Consider the following 19,665-nt stretch of genomic DNA (forward strand, 5'->3'; position numbering starts at 1 on the left):
CAGCCTTGACGCTCACTGCCTGGCGGCTCAGCGCCGCTTCTTTCCCGGTGCCTTTCCGTCGATGAATACCGCCAGTCCATCGAGCACTCGCTCGAGACCGAAGGCAAACGCCCCCCTGGGGTCGTGCGCCCCGTAGGTCTCTCCCGCGGTCTTCCCGACGCGGGACAGGACGGGGTAGGGCGTGAAGTCGATGGTTTCGAGGAAGGGGGCGACGCGGTACCACCACTCCTCGTCCGTCATGCCGGTCAGGTCCTTGACCATCTTCTCCCGGGCCGCGTTGCGGACCGCGCCGTGGACGTAGTCGAGGACCAGGGTGATGATCCGGTCCATCTCAAGGTCCGTGAGCCCCAGGCCTTCAATGGCACTCAACGCGATGTCGGCGGAACGGAAGGTGTTCGGGCCCAGTACGGTGCGGTGTGTCGCGAGCGGAATCACCCACGGGTGGGTCAGATAGAAGTCGCGATAGTCCGTCGCCACCCGCGTCAGGTTGGCGCGCCAGTCGGCGGGCTTGAAGACGGGCCGGTCCTTCAGGATTTCGCCGGACACGACATCCATCATCAAGTCCAACAGCTCGGCCTTGCCGGGGATGTGCGTGTAGAACGACATGGGGGAAATGCCCACCGCCTCCGCGACGCGGCGCGTGCTGACCGCTTCGAGCCCCTCGGCATCCGCGAGGGTGACGGCGGCTGACACCAGCTCCGCGACGCTGGCCTTCGCCTTCGGGCCGCGCTTCGGTGCCTCGGTCCGTCCCCATAGCAACTGCAGTGATTTCAACGGGTCGCCTCGACCGGAAATCTCGTCGCTCATCCGTACCTCGGGATAACTATTTACAGCGTACGGGGTTGTTGTGCTAAACCTCGTGCGCTGTACGAAGTTACGGCGTGGCTGAAAAGATGTCGAGCGATTTGCGGGAAGCCTGTTTGTGGACGTGCCGCGTCCGCGGGCAGGGCATCACTCTAAGGAGAAGCCAAGCATGTACGGCTCCATCAAGATTCGCGGGGCGCGCGAGAACAATCTGAAGAATGTCTCGCTCGACATCCCCAAGCGGAAGATCACGGTCTTCACGGGCGTCTCGGGTTCGGGCAAGTCGTCCCTGGTTTTCGGCACCATCGCGGCCGAGAGCCAGCGGCTCATCAACGAGACCTATCCGGCCTTCGTGCAGCAGTTCATGCCGCACTACGGCCAGCCGGACGCGGAGAGCCTGGAGAACATCTCCGCCGCCATCATCGTGGACCAGCAGCGGCTGGGCGGGAACTCACGCTCCACGGTCGCCACCGTCACCGACGCCGCGCAGATGCTCCGCGTGGTGTTCTCACGCCTCGCCGATCCGCACCTGGGCAGCCCGGGCTTCTATTCCTACAACGACCCTCGGGGGCTTTGTTCGGAGTGCGAGGGAATCGGTCAGGTCGCGTCCATGGACATGGACGCCGTCATCGACAAGTCCAAGTCCCTCAATGAGGGCGCCATCCTGCCCAAGGACTATGCGGTCGACAGTTGGTACTGGGCCATCTACGCACGCTCGGGCTTCTTCGACGTCGACAAGAAGCTGTCCAAGTACACGAAGGAGGAGATGGAGAAGCTCCTTCACCTGGACGACGGCCGGAAGATCAAGCTCGACAAGATGAACCTCACCTACGAGGGCCTTGTCCCCAAGCTGCGCCGGACGCTGGGTGCCAAGGACCCTGAGACGGTCCAGCCGCACGTCCGCGCCGAATACGAGCGCATCTTCACCCGAGCCACCTGTCCTTCCTGCAAGGGTGGGCGGCTCAACCAGGCAGCGCTCGGCAGCCACATCCAGGGCAAGAACATCGCGGAGTGCTCCGCGATGCAGGTGTCGGACCTCGCCGCGTTCGTCCGGAAGATTGCCGCTCCGTCCGTGGGGCCCATGCTGGAGGCCCTGGCCCACCGGCTCGACAACCTGGTGACCATTGGCCTGGGGTACCTCAGCCTTGACCGCGAGAGTTCGACGCTGTCGGGTGGAGAGAGCCAGCGGGTGAAGATGGTGCGGCACCTGGGCTCCAGCCTCACCGATGTGACGTACATCTTCGATGAGCCCAGCGTGGGGCTCCACCCGCACGACGTAGGTCGGCTCGCGGGCCTGATGCAGCAACTGCGCGACAAGGGCAACACCGTGCTCATCGTGGAGCACAAGCCGGACATGATTGCCATTGCGGACCATGTGGTCGACATGGGGCCCAAGGCCGGCAACAAGGGTGGACAGGTCGTCTTCGAGGGCACCTACGAGGGGCTGCTGACCTCGGGCACGCTCACGGGCAACCACATGAAGAAGCACCAGCCGCTGAAGACCACGCCTCGAAAGCCCACGGGGCAGCTTCAAATCAAGGGCGCCCGGCTCAACAACCTCCAGGACCTGTCCGTTTCGATTCCGCGGGGTGTGCTCACGGTGGTGACGGGCGTGGCGGGCTCGGGGAAGTCGTCGCTGATTCAGGGCTGCCTGCCCAAGGCGTACCCGGAGACCATCATCATCGACCAGAACCTGGCTCGGGGCTCGCGCCGCTCCAACACCGCCACGTACACCGGCATCCTCGACAACGTCCGCAAGGCCTTCGCCAAGGCGAACAAGGTGGATGCCGCGCTGTTCTCCGCCAACTCGAAGGGGGCCTGCCCGGACTGTAGTGGCCTGGGCGTCATCTACACGGACCTGGCGCACCTGGACCCGATGGTGACCGTCTGCGAGACGTGCGAGGGCAAGCGGTTCACCGAGGAGGTGCTGGCGCACCGGCTGCGCGGCAAGTCCATCAGCGACGTCTACGAGATGGCCGTCAGTGACGCGGTGGCCTTCTTCACCGAACCGGCGATTGCCAAGATCCTCCAGGGACTGGATGACGTCGGGCTCGGCTACCTCACGCTGGGGCAGCCGCTGTCAACGCTGTCGGGCGGTGAGCGCCAGCGGTTGAAGCTCGCCGCCGAGTTGGGCCGTTCCGGGAACATCTACGTGCTCGATGAGCCCACCACGGGTCTGCACATGAACGACGTGGACACGTTGATTGGCCTGTTCGACCGGTTGGTGGATGCCGGGTCGACGGTCATCGTCATCGAGCACAACCTCGACGTGGTGTCTCGCGCGGACTGGGTCATCGACCTGGGGCCGGGGGCCGGGCATGAGGGCGGCCAGGTCGTCTTCGAGGGGCTTCCGGCTCAGCTCGCGGCGCACACGCGTTCACTGACCGGGCAGCACATGGCCCGCCGAGGCAAGGCGTAGCGGCGGGCCCGCCGGAGCGGCGCGAGACGCCTCGCACCGCTCCGGTCGACGCGTGCGGCTCCGGCGGCAATGAACGTCTACCGGCGGCGGCGCTGCTGCATCGCCCGGCGAGCCGCGGCCCGGGCCTCACCGCGCGCCGCGACTTCCTTGAGCGCTTCTTCCTCGCCGCTGTCACCCGACAGGAACCCGGAGAGGGTGCGGATGGTGGGGTAGCGGAACAGGTCCACCAGCGTGAGGGGCTTCTCCACCTGGGCCTTGAGCTTCTCCAGCACCTGCACCATCAGCAGTGAGTGGCCGCCCAGGTCGACGAACTTGTCCTCCACGCCGACCTTGTCGAGCTTGAGCACGTCCTGCCAGATGCTGGCAATCAGCGCCTCCGTCTCGCCTTCCGGCCGGACCAGCTCCCCGCGCGCCTGCGCCTGCTCCGGAGGTGGCAGGGCCTTGCGGTCCACCTTCTTGTTCGGCGTCTGGGGGAAGGTGCTCAGCGTCACGAAGGCCTGCGGCACCATGTACTCGGGCAGCCTCGTGCGCAGGAACTCGCGCAGCGCGTCTGCCGCGGGCGGCTCGCCCGGCTTCGCGATGAGGTAGGCCACCAGCCGCTTGTCGCCCGGAATGTCCTCGCGGACGATGACCACCGTCTCCCGCACGGCGGGGTGTTCGCCCAGCCGGGATTCGATTTCGCCCAGCTCGATACGGAAGCCGCGCACCTTCACCTGGTGGTCCAGCCGGCCGATGTACTCCACCAGACCGTCGTGCCTCCACCGCGCGGCATCGCCGGTGCGGTACATCCGCGCGCCCGGCTGGGAGGAGAACGGGTCCGGCACGAAGCGCTCGCGGTCCAGCTCCGGACGGTGGTGGTAGCCCCGCACCACGCCCTCGCCGCCGATGTACAGCTCCCCCGCCGCGCCAATGGGCAGCGGACGCTGCTGCGCATCCAGGATGTAGAGCTGCGTGTTCGCGATGGGCGTACCGATAGGGACGCCTTCGCCCACGTTCTTCACCGGCTGGGTCGAGGACCAGATGGTCGTCTCGGTGGGGCCGTACATGTTGATGACGTCGCCGGACACCGTCTCGGAGAGCTGACGCGCCAGCGGGACGGGGAAGGCCTCGCCGCCCACCATCATCTTCGTCAGCCGCTTGAGGCCCTCGCGCGAGCGCTCTTCGGCCAGCAGCATGCTCGCCTGGGACGGCGTGCACTGGAGGTGCGTCACCGCGTGACGCTCCATCAGCGCGGGGATGGAGCCGTCGAGTTCGGGCTCGGCGCCCGGCTGGCCCACGCCCGAGTTGGCGCGCTGGCGCACCTCGGCCAGCAGTGGCAGGTGCTTCATCACCAGCTCCGTGGGCACACCGAAGTCCACGAGGCAGGCAATCTCGTCCACGTCCAGGCCCTTGAGCCGGTCCACGAGCGCGACGCATGCATCCACGCTGCCGAACAGGCCGGAGGACTGGAAGTAGCGCTCGAAGGAGAAGTCGAGCAGCGCGTCCATCTCCTCGGCGGACAGGTGGTCGGTGCCGAAGTTGCCGTTGGCCAGCGTCGTCTGCGCCTTGAAGGCCGGGAAGCTCCAGGCCGCCTCCTTGATGAGGCCCACCGACGACTTGAGGTACGACTTCATCGGCTCGCGGACGACCTCCTTCACGGAAGCCTCGGAGTCACCGACGAAGGTGTGCAGCATCAGCGACACGGTGCCCTTGCCGGGGTGGCCGACCTTGGCCCACGTCTCCCGGTAGAGGGCAATCTTCTGCGCCACCTCTTCCACCGACTGGCCCAGCAGGTGGGTGAGGACGTGGCAGCCCGCGCGCGCCGCTTCCTCGAAGGTCTCGGGGTTGCCCGCGGTGGTGACCCAGATGGGCAGCTCTTTCTGCACCGGGCGGGGCAGGGTGCGCAGCTTCACGGTGTGGCCCGTGCCGCTCTTTGTCTCCAGCGCCTCGCCACGCCACAGCCGGCGCACGTCTTCAATCTGCTGGAACATGATGCGCTTGCGGTCCGGGAAGGTCTCCGGACGCAGCGCGAAGTCGTTGGGCTGCCAGCCCGCGGCGAACGAAATGCCCACGCGGCCGTGGGAGATGTTGTCCACCACGGACCAGTCCTCGGCGATGCGCAGCGTGGGGTGCAGCGGCGACACGAGGCTGCCGGCGCGGAGCTGCACGTTGCGCGTCACCGCCGCCAGCGCGGCCGACGTCACTGCCGGGTTGGGGAAGAGTCCGCCGAACGCGTGGAAGTGTCGCTCCGGCGTCCACACGGCGCAGAAGCCGTTCGTGTCCGCGAAGCGCGCGCTCTCCATGAGCAGGTCATAGCGGCCCTCAGGACGCTCGCCTTCATCACTGGAGAAGTAGAAGAGGCTGAACTCCATCGCGCGCGAGGCGTGCTTGCCGGCCTGCGCCGCGTCGTGCCGCTCCGCATGCAGCACCACCGTGAAGCCGCGCGTGAGCGTCCAGAGCAGCTCCAGCACGGAGATGTCGAAGTTGAGGCTCGTCACCCCCAGCCAGGTGCCGCGCTCCGTGCCCAGGCGCTCGTCCATGCCAACGCCGAAGTTCACGACGTTGCGGTGTTCAATCATCACCCCCTTGGGCTTGCCCGTGCTGCCCGAGGTGTAGATGACGTAGGCGAGGCTGTCCGGCGTGGCCGGCGGCGTCTGGGCCTCCGGCGCGGCGGCGATGCGCTCCCACTGCTGGTCCACCGCGAGCACGGCCTTCGCCGTGGACGGCACGCGCGACAGCAGCCGCTCCTGGGTGAGCACTAGGTGGCAGCCCGCGTCCTCCTCCATGAACGCGATGCGCTCGGCGGGATAGGCCGGGTCCAACGGCACGTAGCAGCCGCCCGCCTTGTGCGTGGCCAGCACGCCCACCATCATCTCCAGCGAGCGCTCCATGAAGATGCCCACGCGCACGTCGCGACCCACGCCCGCGCCGCGCAGGTGCCGTGCGAGCACCTCGGCGCGCGCGTCCAGCTCGCGGTAGGTCAGCGAGGCGCCCCGGCAGATGAGCGCGGTGTCGTCCGGTGTGCGCCGCGCCTGGGCCTGGAAGAGCGAGGCCAGGGTGGCGTCACGGGGGAAGTCCCGCCGCGTGTCGTTCCACCGGGCCAGCAGCTGGCGCTCCTCCGCGCCCAGCAGGTCATGCTCGCCCACCGCCTTCCCCGGCGCGTCCCGGAGCGAGGCGAGGAACGCGTTGAGCTGCCGCGCCACGTCGTCCACGCGGGCCTTGTCCACGCGCGTGGCATCGAAGTGCACGTGGGCGTGTCGGCCCTGCGCGTCCACGTCAATGACGAGCGCCGCGCCACCCACGGCGGGGTTCGCCGCTCCGATGCGCAGCGCGACGGGATACGCCACTTCGCCGCCGTGGCGCTGGAGGTTGGAGAGCTGGGCGGAGCGGCCCAGGACGTCGCGCGCGAGCACGCCCTTGTCGCGCAGTTGCGTCAGCGCCTTGCGGAAGGCACCCGCGGCCTGCTCCGGCGCATCCTTCATCGGCAGCTCGATGCGCAGCGGGAGCTGCGAGGCGAAGAATCCTTCCACGCCTTCGATGCGGGCGCGCGTGGACGCATCCGCGTAGCCGACGTCGAAGCGGGGCTCGGGGGACAGGCGCGCCAGGAAAGCGATGGCGGTGAAGAGCAGCCGCTCCTCGGGAGGCAGGTCCGTGACCCAGCCAGGGGCAAGGTCGCTGGCCTCGAACTTCAGCGTGTGCGTCCCCATGTCCTTGGAGCTGCCGCCCAGGAAGGACAGGTCCGGTGGCGCGAGCGTCTCCAGGCGACGGAGGAAGAACGACTCCGCCTTGCCCGCCTGCGTGCCCACCTCGGTCAGCCGGGCGCGCAGCTCCGGAGCGGCGGCGGGCAGGACGTCACCCCGGGCAAGCATTCGAGCGCCGAGCACGTCGGCCCACGACAGTGGCGCGCCGCACAGCCCCTTGGGGCCCTTCAGCGTGAGGTCTCCGCCCTGGAGCGCCACCGTCAGCGCGTCACCCTCGATGTCGAGCACGGTGCCCGGGGCGGACTCGGATGCCGGCTCGGAGCGGCGGGCCTCGGAGATGGCGATGGGCCCGTTGCCCAGCCACACCTTCGCGAAGGACAGCGGGTTGGGGTAGCCGCCGTAGTCGAGCGCCGACACCAGCGCGTGCGCCACGTCCACGTCTCCGTGGAGGTCGAGGACGCCCGCGGCCTCCGGACGCTGCGCGAGGCCGAAGTAGCTGCGCTGCGCGAAATCCTGTTCCTTCGCCTCGGACGTGCCCGCGACCAGCTCTTCCGCGAGCTCCGCGAAGGTCTCCATGCCCAGCGTGTAGCAGCGGGCGTTGAGACTGAAGGCCGTCTCACCGGGGGCGATGTCGAAGAGGCGCTGCTTGAGGATGCGGCCCTCGTCCGCGCCCTTCGTCATCTCGTGCCACGTGACGCCGTGCTGAGGCTCCCGGTTCAGCAGCGCCCACGACGTGACATTGAGTCCGGCGTAGCGGGGCAGCGGGCCGTCATGGAAGTTGATGGCCATGCGCCGGGGCAGGCGCAGGATTTCGTCCTTCACCATGCTCAGGTTGACGATGCTGAAGAGCCAGTCGAAGGGCGCCTGGGACAGGAAGGGCAGCACCTGCTCGCCGGGCGGCACGTGGGGCACGCCCTGCTCCTCCGCCCACTTCTGGAGCGCGGGCTCGCGCGTGACGAGCCCGAGAATCCGGACGCCGCGCTCGGTGAGGGCTTGTGCACAGGGAACGACGAGGGTGCCCTCGCCAATGATGAAACAGCTGGGCGACTCCGGAGCCGCGCTCATTCAGTGCCTCCTGCGTTGCTGCGATTCGGGTGTTCCCCGCTCACAAGCCCAGGCCCTGCCGGGCGTCGGCGAGCGCGGGGGGATGCTTCAAAAGCTCGGCGTGACCGATACCGGGGTACGTCTTGAGGGGGACGCGAAGCCCGCGGCTGACGCGCTCGCCCTGGACGGGGGGCAGCGCGCTGTCGGCGCCTCCATGCAGCACGAGTGCGGGCGGGAGTCGCTTGGGTTGCAGCAGCGGCTGGTTGTCGTACCGGTGCCGCCCGACGAGGCTTCCGATGAGCCCCGTGCGCCCCACCTTCATCGCCTGGAACGGCGCGAACAGCACCAGTCTCCGAGCGGGCGTCTCCTGCGCCCGAAGCGCGTGGGCCGCCGCGAGCGCCGACATGGTTCCCATGGAGAAGCCCACGAGGTGGATGTCCTGCGCCGCGGCAGGATGCGTCTCCGTCAGCCAGCGCATGGCGCTCGCGGCGCTGTCACGCAGTGCTTCGGGGGAGGGCTTGCCCGGCGAGCCGTCGAAGCCGGGGGGCGCGATGGCGGCCAGCCCGAGCCCGCGGCCTTCGTCCAGCGAGAGCAGGACGGACTTTGCCTCCGCGAGGTACCCCGGGGTGTTGCCGCCGAAGTACACCAGCCACCGCGTCTCACCCGCGGAGGGCGGCCGCGTCAAGGCGACGAGCCTGGGCGGCGCGTCGGGGCCTGTCACCGTCCATCCATCCGAGGCCAGGCGCGCCCGTTCCTCCGCCGATAGGGGCGCGCCGGTGTAGGGGAACGGGCCCGGGAGATCCGCGTCGTCTCGAGTCAATCCCACCATGAGTATCCCCACCGCCAGCACAGCGGCTGTGACCAGCGGGAAGCGCTGGTTCACCCTGAAGCGCGCCCCTCTCACTTCGTGCCCACCCGGCGCGCCTCGTCACGCGTGCCGCGCTGTGCATCGTCCAAGGCCTCACGGAGCAACCGCCCCAGGACATGGACGTTGGGCTCGCGCACCAGGCTGTCGTGGTCGCCCGGCACCTCGCGGATGTTCAGCGCCGGCACCAGCGGCTCCCAGCCGAGGCTGGTGCCCATGTGCGCGTAGATGGCGTGAATCTCCTGCGCGCGGAACAGCGTCACGGGACCGGCATAGGGGCTGGGGACGTAGCGGCTGGACAGGGCCTGGAAGCGCTCGGTGAGCTGGAGGTTGCGCAGCTCGATGGGCAGCGCTTCGCCCCGCTGCTCGTACCAGCGCAGCTTGAGCTGGCTCAACAGCCGGGTGCCGTCGCGCTCCACCTTGGTGCGCAGCTTCCGGCTGACGTAGCTGGCCGCGCCTTCCCGGCGCAGCTCCCGCAGGCGCTCATTGAGGGACTGGCGCCGCTCCTGGGTGGACGGGTGGAAGGTATCCAGGAACGCGACCAGCGCCACCGGCTCGCCCAGTGCGTGCAGTCGCTGCGCCATTTCGTAGGCGACCACGCCGCCGCCGGAGTAGCCGCCGAGCAGGTAGGGCCCGTGGGGCTGCACCTGGCGGATGCCCTCCAGGTAGATGGACGCCATCTCCTCGATGCTGTCGGCCGGAGGCAGCTTGCCGTCCACGCCACGCGCCTGGAGCCCGTAGAAGGGCTGCTCCTTGCCGAGCGTCTGCGCCAGCTCGCGGAAGTTGAGGACGTTGCCGCCCGCGCCGTGCACGCAGAAGAAGGGCAGGGCATTGCCGCCCTTCTGGATGGTGACCAGCGGAGACCATGCCTTCGGCGTCGCCTTGACGCCTGGGGCTTGCGCGGCTGGCGTCGCGTCACCCGGAGCGGCGTCTGGCGTGAAGGGAATCCCGGCGGCCTCACGCACCAGCGCGGCGCACTGCTCCAGCGTGGGGGCCTCGAACAGCGTGGCCAGCGTCAGGTCCGCGCCCAGCGTCTTCTTGATGCGCGCGAACAGGCGCACCGCGATGAGCGAGTGTCCGCCCAGCTCGAAGAAGTTGTCCTTGAGCCCCACCTTCGGCGCACCGAGCAACTGCTGCCACAGCTCCGCCAGCTTGCGCTCCACGTCGTCGCGCGGTGCGTCCGCGGCCGCCACACCGGACGGCGCGCCTGGCTGGGCCGTGGCCGCCGCCGCCGCGGGCTTCGCCTCCTGCTTCGGGCGCATGCGGGCCGCGAGGGTGTGCAGGTCCATGGAGCTGACGAAGAGCGCGGGCGTGTCCTTGAGGGCCAGCGCGCGCAGGAAGGCGTCCTGGCCTTCCGCCGGCTTGATGCCCAAAGGCAGCCAGCTCTCCAGCAGTGAGCCCTTCTTCTGCGGCGAGCGGCCGAAACGCCGCGCCTCGACGGACGCGACGAGGTAGCCCTCGATGGCGCAGAAGACATTCCCGTCCGTGTCGGTGAGCGTGACGTCGAGCAGCGCGCCGCGGCCTTCCTCCTGGCGCACCCGGACGTGGCTCAGCGCCACCTGGGGCCAGGGGCCCCAGACCTGGAGCTGCCGGTAGGAGACGGGCACGTGCAGCTTCCCCGGCTGTCCCGCGTCGGGGAGCAGGGAGAAGGCAAAGCCGGAGGCGATGTCCAGCAGCCCGGGCGGAATCCCGTACGTCGACAGGTCCTCGCGGTAGGCAGCGGGCAGCTCCAGACGGCCCAGGGCCTCGGACGTGCCGAAGCCTGCGCTGCGCAGCACCTTCCAGCGCGGACCGAACGCGATGAGCGCGTCCTGCGGCAGGGTCTGCTCGCCCTCGCCGAAGGTCAGCGGCCGCTCACCGCAGCGGGCTTTCGCCGCGGGCACGTTCAGCGCCGCGGGACGCTGGCCCGTGGCCTGGTGGAGCCGCGCGGTGGCGTGCTCCGTCCAGGCGTTTCCGGCCGCGCGGCTGCGCACGCGGAAGGTGAAGCCGTCGCCCTCCGGCGCCAGCCCGATCTCCACCTCCCGTACCTCGCCGTCCGGGACGTCCAGCGGTGACACCAGCGAGAGCTGCGACAACTCCAGCGGCTCGCCAGGACGCGCCAGCGCCCAGGCGGCGCGGGCCAGCTCGACATAGGCCGTGCCGGGGAGGACGGGGCCTCCGCCGCGCATGCGGTGCTCATCCAGCACCCAGTGGGCCTTCGCGTCGTAGATGGCGCGGAAGACGTGGTGCCCTTCAGGGGACTCCACGCGCCGCTGGAGCAGCGGATGGCTGACGGACTCACCGGGCGGCAACTGTGGCGCGAGCTGCGCCGCGGCCATGCCGACCTCCTGCCAGACACCCCAGCCCAGCGCGAGCGCACGCTTCGCGATGCCCGTGGCCTCCAGCCGCGTCGCCTGTGCCAGCAGGTACGCGTTGGCGGCGACGTAGTCCACCTGTCCCGGAGGCCCGAGCCACGCGCTCGTCGACGCGAAGCTGACGAAGAAGTCCAGGGCCGCGCCTTGCAGCGCCTCTTCCAGCGAGAGCGCGCCCAGTGCCTTGGGCGCGAGCACCCGCAGGGCCGAGTCGCGCGTCTTCGCCTCCAGCGGCCCGTCCTCAAGCGTGCCCGCCGCGTGCACCACGCCGTGCAAGGCGCCGAAGCGCTCCCGCACCTGGGCGATGGCCGCGCGCAGTTGGCCAGCGTCCGTGGTGTCCGCCTTGAGCAGCAGCACCTGCGCGCCAAGGCCTTCCAACGTGCGCTGAAGCTCCGCGTGCGACGCACTGGCCGCCGACCGCGACACCAGCGCGAGCCGGGCCTTCACCTTGCGAGCGAAGAGCTCGGCGAGCGTGCGGCCGATGCCGCCCAGGCCGCCCGTGATGAGGTAGACGCCCTGCTCACGCAGCGGTGTCGGGCCCTCGTCCAGCGCCGTCCGCTCCACCACCTGCACCAGCCGGCGTCCACCGCGCAGCGCCACCGGAGCCTCGACGTCCGGGCGCAGCAGCTCGTCCGCGAGCTCTCGCGCCTGCCCCATCACGTTGACCACCAACTGCAGGTCCACCACGCGGGCCTTGAGCTCGGGAAGTTCCTTCGGACCCACGAGCAGCGGACCGAAGCTGAGCGCCTGCTCGGGGCTCGTGGCGTGCCCCTCGGCGGGCAGGGCCTCCTGGGTCACCCGCATGTAGCGCAGGCCCGGAGGCAGCGACTCGGAGGTCAGGGACTGCATCAGCGCCAGCGGCGTGAGGAAGTACCGCGACACCGCGCGTTCCCAACCCAGCGGGGCCATGTCCCGGCCGGTGATGTCCACGATGCGAGGTGGCACGCGCCCCTCGGCGCCCAGCGCATCCCAGAGCGCCTCCCAGTCCTCGCGCGCGTCGAACCGCAGGGTGAAGTGCCCCTCGTCCGCGCGGCCAAAGGCATCGCCCGGAAGCACGCGCATCACCTGGGCGCCGCGCGCCGACAGCTCGCGAGCCAGCTCGCTGAGCAGCAGGTGCTGCTCGCCCACGAGGAGCCAGCGCTCGTTCTCCGTTGGTGCCTCCGGCGCCGCGCCGGCCTGCTCGCGGAAGCGCGGCACGTAGCCCCAGCGCGACACGTTCTCTTCACGCACCAGCGGGCGCTCACCCTCGCGCCGAGCCATGAAGGTGCCGCTGCCCGGCTCCACCCAGTGGCGCTCGCGCTCGAAGGCATACGTGGGCAGCGCCACGCGGCGCCGCTTCTGGCCGTCGAAGAGCGCGGCGGCGTCCAGGTCCACGCCCGCGGCCCAGAGGCGGCCGAGCGCGAGCTGGAAGAACGCCAGGTCCGCCACGGTGTCGTTGGGGTGCCGCAGCGACGGCACCAACTGCTCGGCCTGCGGCTTCTCCACCTGGGCGCGCAGCAGTTGCGTCAGCGTCTGGCCGGGGCCGACCTCCAGGTAGACGCGCGCCTTGTCCGCCAGGAGCACGCCCGCGCCCTCGGCGAAGCGCACCGGCTGGCGCAGGTGCCGCACCCAGTAGTCGGGCGACGTGGCCTCCTCCGGCGTCACCCAGGTCCCGGTGACGTTGGAGATCCACGGGCCGGTGGGCTTGGAGAAGCGCACCGTGCCCAGGAACTCACGGAAGGGCGCGAGGATGGGCTCCAGCATGCGTGAGTGCGCGGCCACGCGGATGTGCAGCCGCCGCGCCTCCACCTCGCGAGCCTTGAGCTGCGCCTCCAGCGCCTCGATGGCGGCCACTTCACCGGAGACGAGGCACAGCCCCGGCGCGTTGTGCGCGCCCAGGTCCAGGCCCTCGCCCAGCAGCGGCTTCAGCTCCGCCTCGGGCATCTCCACGCTGAGCATCGCGCCGGCGGGGAGCTGGTCGAAGAGGCGGCCACGGCAGGCGACGATGCCCAGCGCGTCCTTCACCGAGAACACGCCGTTGAGCTGCGCGCAGGCGTACTCGCCCATGCTGTGGCCCATGCAGGACTGCGGCGTCAGGCCCCGCGCCTTCCACAGCGCGGCGAGCGACAGCTCCACGGACAGCAGCGCTGGCAGCGCGTACGTGGCCTGCTCCAACTGGGCGCGGGCCTCCTTCTCGGCGCCGGCCTCCGGGAAGAGCAGGGGCCGCAGCTTCAACGACTGGTGCTGTTCGAGCAGCGACAGGCACTCATCCAGCGCGCGGCGGAACACAGGCTCCTGCTCGTAGAGACCCTTCGCCATGCCCGGGTACTGCGCGCCGCCGCCCGGGAAGAGGAAGACGACGGAGCGGCCCTCCGCCTCCGTCTGTGCCTGGGCCGTCCGTGCGGCCTCTGGCTGCGACAGCAGGCGCACGGCGTCCTCGCGGGACGATGCCACCACGGCGCGGCGATGCGCGAAGCGGCGGCGGCCCTCAAGCAGGGTGTACGAGGTGTCACCCAGGTTGGGCGCGTCGGCTTCACCCAGCCGCTGAGCCAGCCGCTGCGCGGCGCGCTCCAGGGCGGCGGGGGTGCGCGCGGACAGCCACAGCGTCTCGAAGGGACGCGCAGCGGACGTCTGCGGCTGCGCGGGCGCCTCCTCCAGGATGACGTGCGCGTTGGTGCCACCCACGCCCAGCGAGTTCACCGACGCCCGGCGTGGCCGGCCCTTGGCGGCGGGCCAGTCGCGCAGCGCGGCGTTCACGCTGAAGGGCGAGCGCGCGAAGTCGATCTGTGGGTTGGGCTTCTCGAAGTGCAGCGTGGGCGCCATCTGCTTGTGGCGCAGCATCTGGACGACCTTGACGAAGCTCGCCACGCCCGCGGCCGTGTCCAGGTGGCCGATGTTCGTCTTCACCGAGCCGATGCGGCAGAACCCGCTCTTCTGCGTCTGCGTACGGAAGGCCTGGGTGAGGGCGGTGATTTCAATCGGGTCGCCCACCGGCGTGCCGGTGCCGTGGCACTCGATGTAGTCGATGGAGTCGGCGCTGATGCCGGAGACGTTGAGCGCCTCCACGACGGCGTCCGCCTGCCCGTCCACGGACGGCGCCAGGTAGCCCACCTTGCGCGCGCCGTCATTGTTCACCGCGCTGCCCTTCACCACCGCGTAGATGGTGTCGCCATCCGCCAGCGCGTCCTCCAGGCGGCGCAGCACGATGACGCCCGCGCCACTGCCGAAGAGCGTGCCCTGGGAGCGGTGGTCGAACGCGCGGCAGTGCCCGTCCGGTGAGAGGATTTCTCCCTCCTGGTACAGGTAGCCACGGTAGTGCGGCAACTCCAGCGTGACGCCGCCCGCCAGCGCCAGGTCGCACTCGCGCGCCAGCAAGCTCTGGCAGGCGGAGTGGATGGCGACGAGAGACGTGGAGCACGCCGTCTGCACGTTGAGGCTGGGCCCGCGCAGGTCCAGGCAATACGAGACACGGGTGGTGAGGAAGTCCTTGTCGTTGCCCGTGTGCCGCACGAGGAACAGCCCCACCTGTTCCATCAGCTGCGGGTTGGTGAAGAGGTTGTAGGGCATGTACGCGTTCATGCCCGAGCCGCCGAACACGCCGACGGGCCCCTTGAATCGCTCCGGCGGATGGCCGCTGTGCTCCAGCGCTTCCCAGCACACTTCCAGGAAGTGGCGGTGCTGCGGGTCCATGAGGGACGCCTCGCGCGCGCTGAAGCCGAAGAAGCCCGCGTCGAAGTCCTCCAGGCCCTCGTACACCATCCCCGACTTCACGTAGTTCGGGTCCTGGAGCAGCGCCGGGTCCACGCCCGCGCTCAGGAGCTGCGCGTCACTGAAGTGCGTGACGGACTCGACGCCGTCGCGCACGCGGCGCCAGAACGTGTCCACATCGCGCGCTCCAGGCAGTCGCGCGGCCATCCCCACCACCGCGATGTCTGGCGAATCCGCAAGCCCTTCAACGTCTTCCGTCATGACAGTAGTCCTGAAAAGTACCGCTTCCAGCAGTTCAAATCAGCACAGTTTGAGGAGGGTCGAACCCGCCCCAGCTTTGGAACCGGCGTACCTAGGTCTGTCATGACATCCCCCCGCTGCGTTCAGCCTACTCGTGTGTGGCATTGAGCCCGAATATCTGGCGCAGCCGTCCGAGTATACGGCCGACCTCGGCGGGAATGGCGTCGTTGCTCGTTCCGCTCGCTTCGGCCACCGCGCGCAGCTGGGTCCGCCGCTGGGCAAGCATGGAGGAGAGCTGCCGGGCCAGGCCGGGATACTCCGTGAAGAGGCGGGCGAAGGTGGGACGGTCCACTTCGAGGAGCAATGAATCCTCCACGGCCACCACCGTGGCCGAACGGCGCTCTCCCGTCAGCAGGCACATCTCTCCGAAGTAGCTGCCCCGACCCAGGCGGGTGACTTCTGACTGGGACTTCCCCGTGCGCACGCTCACCTCTCCGGAGGCGAGCACGTAGAAGGTCCGGCCCTCGTCGCCCTCCTGGATGATGCGCTCGCCGGCGCCGAAGCGGCGCACCAGCGACTCCTGGCGCAGCCGGTCCAGCTCCTCCGTATCCAGGGACTGGAAGAGGTCCACGGCGCCCAGGAGGCTGCGGATGGTGTCCTCCGACAGCTCCGTGCGCGCCAGCTCCTGCCGCACGTGCACCGTGCGCTGGGCGTAGGGAATCTCGATGTTCGCCCGGCGCAGCCGGTACCACAGGCGGGTGTGGAGGTCCTCTTTCACCGCGTCGGCCAGGCCGTAATCGCCGATGAAGAACCGCACCATGTAGCGGATGGCGGAATCCTCGTAGCTCAGCGTGCGAGCGATGGGAGACGGCTCCGGGAGGATGAGGGGGGTCTCCCGCATCGTCTCCAGCAGCGCGTGCTTGACCTGGTTGGGCGCGGCGTCCCGTGACAGGCGGAACTCCACGTCGATGCCGACGGGGTTGGGGTCCTGGGTGAAGTTGAGGACCAGCTCCTTGGCCACCATGCTGTTGGGCAGCGTGATGACCTCGCGGCGGAAGTTGGCCAGCCGGATGGAGCGCCAGCCAATGAAGACCACGCGTCCGGTGTGTGTGCCGATGCGGATGAAGTGGCCGACCTCGAATGGGCGGTCCAGTTGGAGGGACAGGCCCGCGAAGAGGTTGCCCAGCGTCTCCTGGAGCGCCAGACCGATGACCACCGACAGCACCGCGGACGTGGCCACCAGGCCCGCCAGGTCCACGTTGAACTGGGTGCGCAGGAGCGGCAGCACCGCCAGTGGGTACAGCGTGAAGTCGATGACGTTGCGCAGGATTTTCGGCGTGCCCACCGCCGGTGCGCGCAGCCGGATCACCTTCAGTGCCAGGGCCACGCTGGCGCGGATGCCACCGAAGGTGAACATCAGCATCCAGCCGACCTGGAGCGTCTTCTTGAGGCCTTCGGGGGCGGTCGCCGGCAAGGCCCACGTCGCCAGCCGGAGCACGATGAACGCGATGAGGAGCCGGATGGCGCTCTTCAAATCCTGCCGAAGGTCGGTGTCATGGGCGGCGGCGCGCACCCCCATCAGCACGACGATGAGCAGCGCACCCACGGCCAGGGACAGGTTGCTCTGAAGGAAGGGCAGCAAGGCGGGGGGAATGTCTCCCGCCATCTCCATGGGGGTCAAGGCGGCCGTTGACGCGTGCCGCGTGAGCGGGGATACACGCGCCATGACGCTCGCAACGGTACTGGGACAGCCTCGCGCGGTGGACGCCCTCCTGGCGGCCCTGCGCAGCGGCGCGGTCCACCACGCGTACCTCTTCGCCGGGCCGGAAGGGGTGGGCAAGGAGCTGGCGGCCGTCGGGCTGGCCCAGGCCCTCACGTGCCCCGAGCAGCCAGACGTGGGCTGCGGTGCCTGCGCGAGCTGCCAGCGGGTGGAGAAGGGCCTCCACCCGGACGTCACCTGGGTGATGCCAGACGATGAACGGGTGTCCCGAGGACTGGCGGGCCGGTCCGACTTCACTGGGACACCTAGTCGGGAGCTGCGGGTGGAGCAGGTGCGCCAGCTTCAGGAGCGCATCGCCCTGCGCGGCCTGGAGTCGCGCCGCAAGGTGGCGCTCATCGTCTCCGCCCAGACGATGAACGTGCAGGCGCAGAACGCGTTCCTCAAGACGCTGGAGGAGCCGCCCTCGGACACCACGCTCATCCTGGTGGCCAGCGCGATTGATCGCCTGTTGCCCACCATTCGCAGCCGGTGCGGAAAGGTGCACTTCGGCCCGCTGCCGGTGGACCTGGTGGCCCAGCGCGTGGCGGAGGCGCGCAAGCTGGACGCGGAGACGGCCATGCTCGCGGCCGTCATGGCGGGCGGCAGCCTGGGCCGGGCCATGGCGCTGGACGTGGACGCGCTGTCGCGGCGCAAGGACATCGTCACCGCCTTCGAGACCCTGCGCGGCGAGGACGCCGTCGGCCTGCTGCGCTTCGCGGAGGCCCATGGCGGCTCGCGCGAGGAGGCGGAGAGCACCCTGGAGCTGCTGGCGCTGTGGACGCGCGACGTGGCGCTGGTGAAGTCAGGCCTGGAGTCGGGGCTGGCCAACCGCGACCTGGCGGAGCTGGCCCGGCAGGTCGCGGCCTGTACGTCCGACATCCTCCTGCACCGCCGGCATTCGCTGCTGGATGCGGCGCGGGCGGCCATTGCCCGGAATGGTGCGCCCCGGCTCCAGTTGGAGCGGATGCTCATCGACCTGTTCACGGAGACGTCGCGATGAGCGCCAGTGACCTGGATGACGTGCTGGCCAGTGTGAAGGGGGGCAAGGTCGCCCCGGTGTACCTGTTGGTGGGCGAGGAGTTCCTGGTCCGCAAGGGCGCTGACGAGCTGGTGAAGCTGCTCGTCCCCGACGCGGCGATGGGCCTCAACCTGGCCGTGTTGGACGCGGGCAGCCCGCGCGAGGTGGCGCAGGAGTTGGCTACGCTGCCGCTGTTCCCCGGCCGCAAGGTGGTGCTGGTCCGCGACCCGGAGTTCCTGGCGCCCAAGAAGGGGCGGGGGGACGCGCTGGGCAAGGCACGCGAGGCGTGGAAGGCGGGCAAGCGGAAGGAAGGCGCGCGGCGACTGTTGGCGCTGGCGGCCCGCGCGGGCTGGGGCGTGGACCAGTTGGACCCGAGCACGCCCGGGGCGCCGTCGGTGGAGAAGTGGAGGGACGAGCTCAACGTCGAGCTGGCCGACGTGGACGTGGCCTTCCTCAAGGAGGCGGCCGCCTTCTGCCGCGAGGAGCGTATCTCCGCGCCGGAGGGGGATGCCTCCGCGCTGCTGGACCTCATCCAGAAGGGCGTGCCGGCGGGCCATGCGCTGGTGCTGGCCGCGTCCGACATGGACGCCAAGAATCCGCTGGTGAAGCTGGCCCACGACAAGGGCTACGTCGTCGAGCGGAAGGTGGCGGCGCGTCACAAGGACCTGGACCTGACCGACATCGCCAAGGAGTTCCTGGCGCCCTTCAAGAAGAAGCTGGGGCCTGGCGCGCTGGACGAACTCAAGGAGCGCATCGGCGGGAACATCCGTCTGCTTCAGTCGGAGCTGGAGAAGCTGGCCACGTATTCGGAAGGGCCCGCCATTGAACGGGCGGACGTGGCCGCGCTGGTCCACCACGCGCGCGAGGAGGAGTTCTTCGAGCTGTCCGAGGCGCTCCAGAAGCGCGACTTCGGCGGGGCGCTGTCCTACGCGGATGACGCCATGGGGCAGGGGACGCACGCGTTGCAGTTGCTGGGCGCGGTGGCCTCCATCGTCCGGAGCCTGCTGGAGAGCCATGAGTGGCTGTGGCGCTATTCGGGAGGCAATCCGCCTCGCACCGCGAAGGACGTGGAGGCGCGCGTCTTCCCCCGGCTGGAAGCGGAGCTGAAGGGCAGCAAGCGGAAGATGCCCAACGCGTGGGCGCTCACGTTCAGCATGAAGGCCGCGGCGGGCTATGAGCGGCGGGAGTTGCTGGGCGCGCTGGTGGCCTGCGCCGAAGCGGACCTGGCGCTGAAGTCGTCGGCGAACGGCCGGTTGGTCATCGAGCGGCTGCTGGCCACGGTGTGTGTGCGCCAGCACGGCGCGGGTTACTAGAGGAGGCGCATATGGCGGACAAGCGTCGTTTCGACCTCTTCGCGGACTTCCTGGTGGAGCGCTTCAACGCGCCGCGCGTCTTCGACGTGGCGGGCGGGCAGGGAAAGCTCAACGAGGCGCTGACGAAGCGGGGCCGTGCCGTCACCACCTTCGACCTTCGGCACAAGCATCTGCCCGTCACCTACGCCCAGCGCATCTTCACGCTGGAAGAGCCGTGTGAGGCGGAGCTGGTGGTGGGCATGCACCCGGATGGCGCCACCCGCATCATCATCCAGTACGCGGCGGCGCACCGGCTGCCCTTCGCCGTGGTGCCGTGCTGCTCGGACAACGGCATGCCCTACAACCCGTGGATGCGGCACCTGGCCGAGCTGGCTCGCGAGTCAGGCTTCACCACCGTGGAGGAGGTGAAGCTCTCCATGGACGGGCGGGCCCGGGTCATCGTGGGCGAGCATGGCGCCGCTGCGTCTTGAAGGCGTCGGAGTCCC

Annotated in this window: 9 protein-coding genes; 4 read left to right on the plus strand and 5 right to left on the minus strand. The window is 69.7% G+C overall.

Annotated features, from left to right (window positions below; translation table 11 throughout):
* Positions 1-27: 27 nt before the first annotated feature.
* Positions 28-807 (minus strand): TetR/AcrR family transcriptional regulator, encoded by a 780-nt coding sequence (locus F8M74_RS12190; protein ID WP_141255230.1) that lies wholly within the window; start codon positions 805-807, stop codon positions 28-30.
* Between the two features lie 166 nt (positions 808-973).
* Here F8M74_RS12190 and F8M74_RS12195 point away from each other — a divergent pair, with 166 nt between their 5' ends.
* A complete protein-coding gene (locus tag F8M74_RS12195) occupies positions 974-3,223 on the plus strand; it encodes an excinuclease ABC subunit UvrA (RefSeq protein ID WP_141255231.1) in 2,250 nt (749 codons plus the stop codon).
* Positions 3,224-3,300: 77 nt separating this feature from the next.
* Here F8M74_RS12195 and F8M74_RS12200 read toward each other — a convergent pair whose 3' ends face one another.
* The 4 genes from F8M74_RS12200 to F8M74_RS12215 all read right to left on the minus strand — a co-directional run bounded on the left by F8M74_RS12200 (position 3,301) and on the right by F8M74_RS12215 (position 16,816).
* Positions 3,301-7,968 carry a MupA/Atu3671 family FMN-dependent luciferase-like monooxygenase gene (locus F8M74_RS12200; protein WP_141255232.1) on the minus strand — a complete coding sequence of 1,556 codons (4,668 nt, stop codon included), beginning with the start codon at positions 7,966-7,968 and terminating at the stop codon, positions 3,301-3,303.
* Positions 7,969-8,008: 40 nt separating this feature from the next.
* On the minus strand, positions 8,009-8,830 hold the full coding sequence (locus tag F8M74_RS12205) for a S9 family peptidase (RefSeq protein WP_228560250.1): 822 nt from the start codon (positions 8,828-8,830) through the stop codon (positions 8,009-8,011).
* A 17-nt stretch (positions 8,831-8,847) separates the two neighbouring features.
* Positions 8,848-15,111, minus strand: coding sequence for a type I polyketide synthase (locus F8M74_RS12210; RefSeq protein ID WP_141255234.1), 6,264 nt, complete (start codon positions 15,109-15,111; stop codon positions 8,848-8,850).
* A 127-nt stretch (positions 15,112-15,238) separates the two neighbouring features.
* The gene (locus F8M74_RS12215; RefSeq protein WP_141255235.1) at positions 15,239-16,816 is read right to left on the minus strand and encodes a mechanosensitive ion channel family protein; all 1,578 of its coding nucleotides are present in this window, start codon (positions 16,814-16,816) and stop codon (positions 15,239-15,241) included.
* Here F8M74_RS12215 and holB point away from each other — a divergent pair.
* From holB to F8M74_RS12230, 3 genes are read left to right on the plus strand one after another with little or no spacing between them, the layout of a single operon-like run.
* Positions 16,815-17,849, plus strand: coding sequence for a DNA polymerase III subunit delta' (holB, locus tag F8M74_RS12220; RefSeq protein ID WP_141255236.1), 1,035 nt, complete (start codon positions 16,815-16,817; stop codon positions 17,847-17,849). The two genes, F8M74_RS12215 and holB, sit on opposite strands and share 2 nt — an antisense overlap.
* A complete protein-coding gene (gene holA / locus F8M74_RS12225) occupies positions 17,846-19,180 on the plus strand; it encodes a DNA polymerase III subunit delta (RefSeq protein WP_141255237.1) in 1,335 nt (444 codons plus the stop codon). Before holB ends, holA begins: the two co-directional genes overlap by 4 nt.
* An 11-nt stretch (positions 19,181-19,191) precedes the next feature.
* Positions 19,192-19,650, plus strand: coding sequence for a hypothetical protein (locus F8M74_RS12230; RefSeq protein WP_140854096.1), 459 nt, complete (start codon positions 19,192-19,194; stop codon positions 19,648-19,650).
* The last annotated feature ends 15 nt before the right edge of the window (positions 19,651-19,665 follow it).

Origin of the sequence: Myxococcus sp. CA023, assembly GCF_010998615.1 — a bacterium.
Classification (GTDB): Bacteria; Myxococcota; Myxococcia; order Myxococcales; family Myxococcaceae; genus Myxococcus.

What these genes read in the sequence shown, in the direction of transcription:
- F8M74_RS12190 (WP_141255230.1), bottom strand. Translation starts at nt 807, where the DNA reads ATGAGCGACGAGATTTCCGGTCGAGGCGACCCGTTGAAATCACTGCAG.
- F8M74_RS12195 (WP_141255231.1), top strand. Translation starts at nt 974, where the DNA reads ATGTACGGCTCCATCAAGATTCGCGGGGCGCGCGAGAACAATCTGAAG.
- F8M74_RS12200 (WP_141255232.1), bottom strand. Translation starts at nt 7,968, where the DNA reads ATGAGCGCGGCTCCGGAGTCGCCCAGCTGTTTCATCATTGGCGAGGGC.
- F8M74_RS12210 (WP_141255234.1), bottom strand. Translation starts at nt 15,111, where the DNA reads ATGACGGAAGACGTTGAAGGGCTTGCGGATTCGCCAGACATCGCGGTG.
- holB (WP_141255236.1), top strand. Translation starts at nt 16,815, where the DNA reads ATGACGCTCGCAACGGTACTGGGACAGCCTCGCGCGGTGGACGCCCTC.
- F8M74_RS12215 (WP_141255235.1), bottom strand. Translation starts at nt 16,816, where the DNA reads ATGGCGCGTGTATCCCCGCTCACGCGGCACGCGTCAACGGCCGCCTTG.
- holA (WP_141255237.1), top strand. Translation starts at nt 17,846, where the DNA reads ATGAGCGCCAGTGACCTGGATGACGTGCTGGCCAGTGTGAAGGGGGGC.
- F8M74_RS12230 (WP_140854096.1), top strand. Translation starts at nt 19,192, where the DNA reads ATGGCGGACAAGCGTCGTTTCGACCTCTTCGCGGACTTCCTGGTGGAG.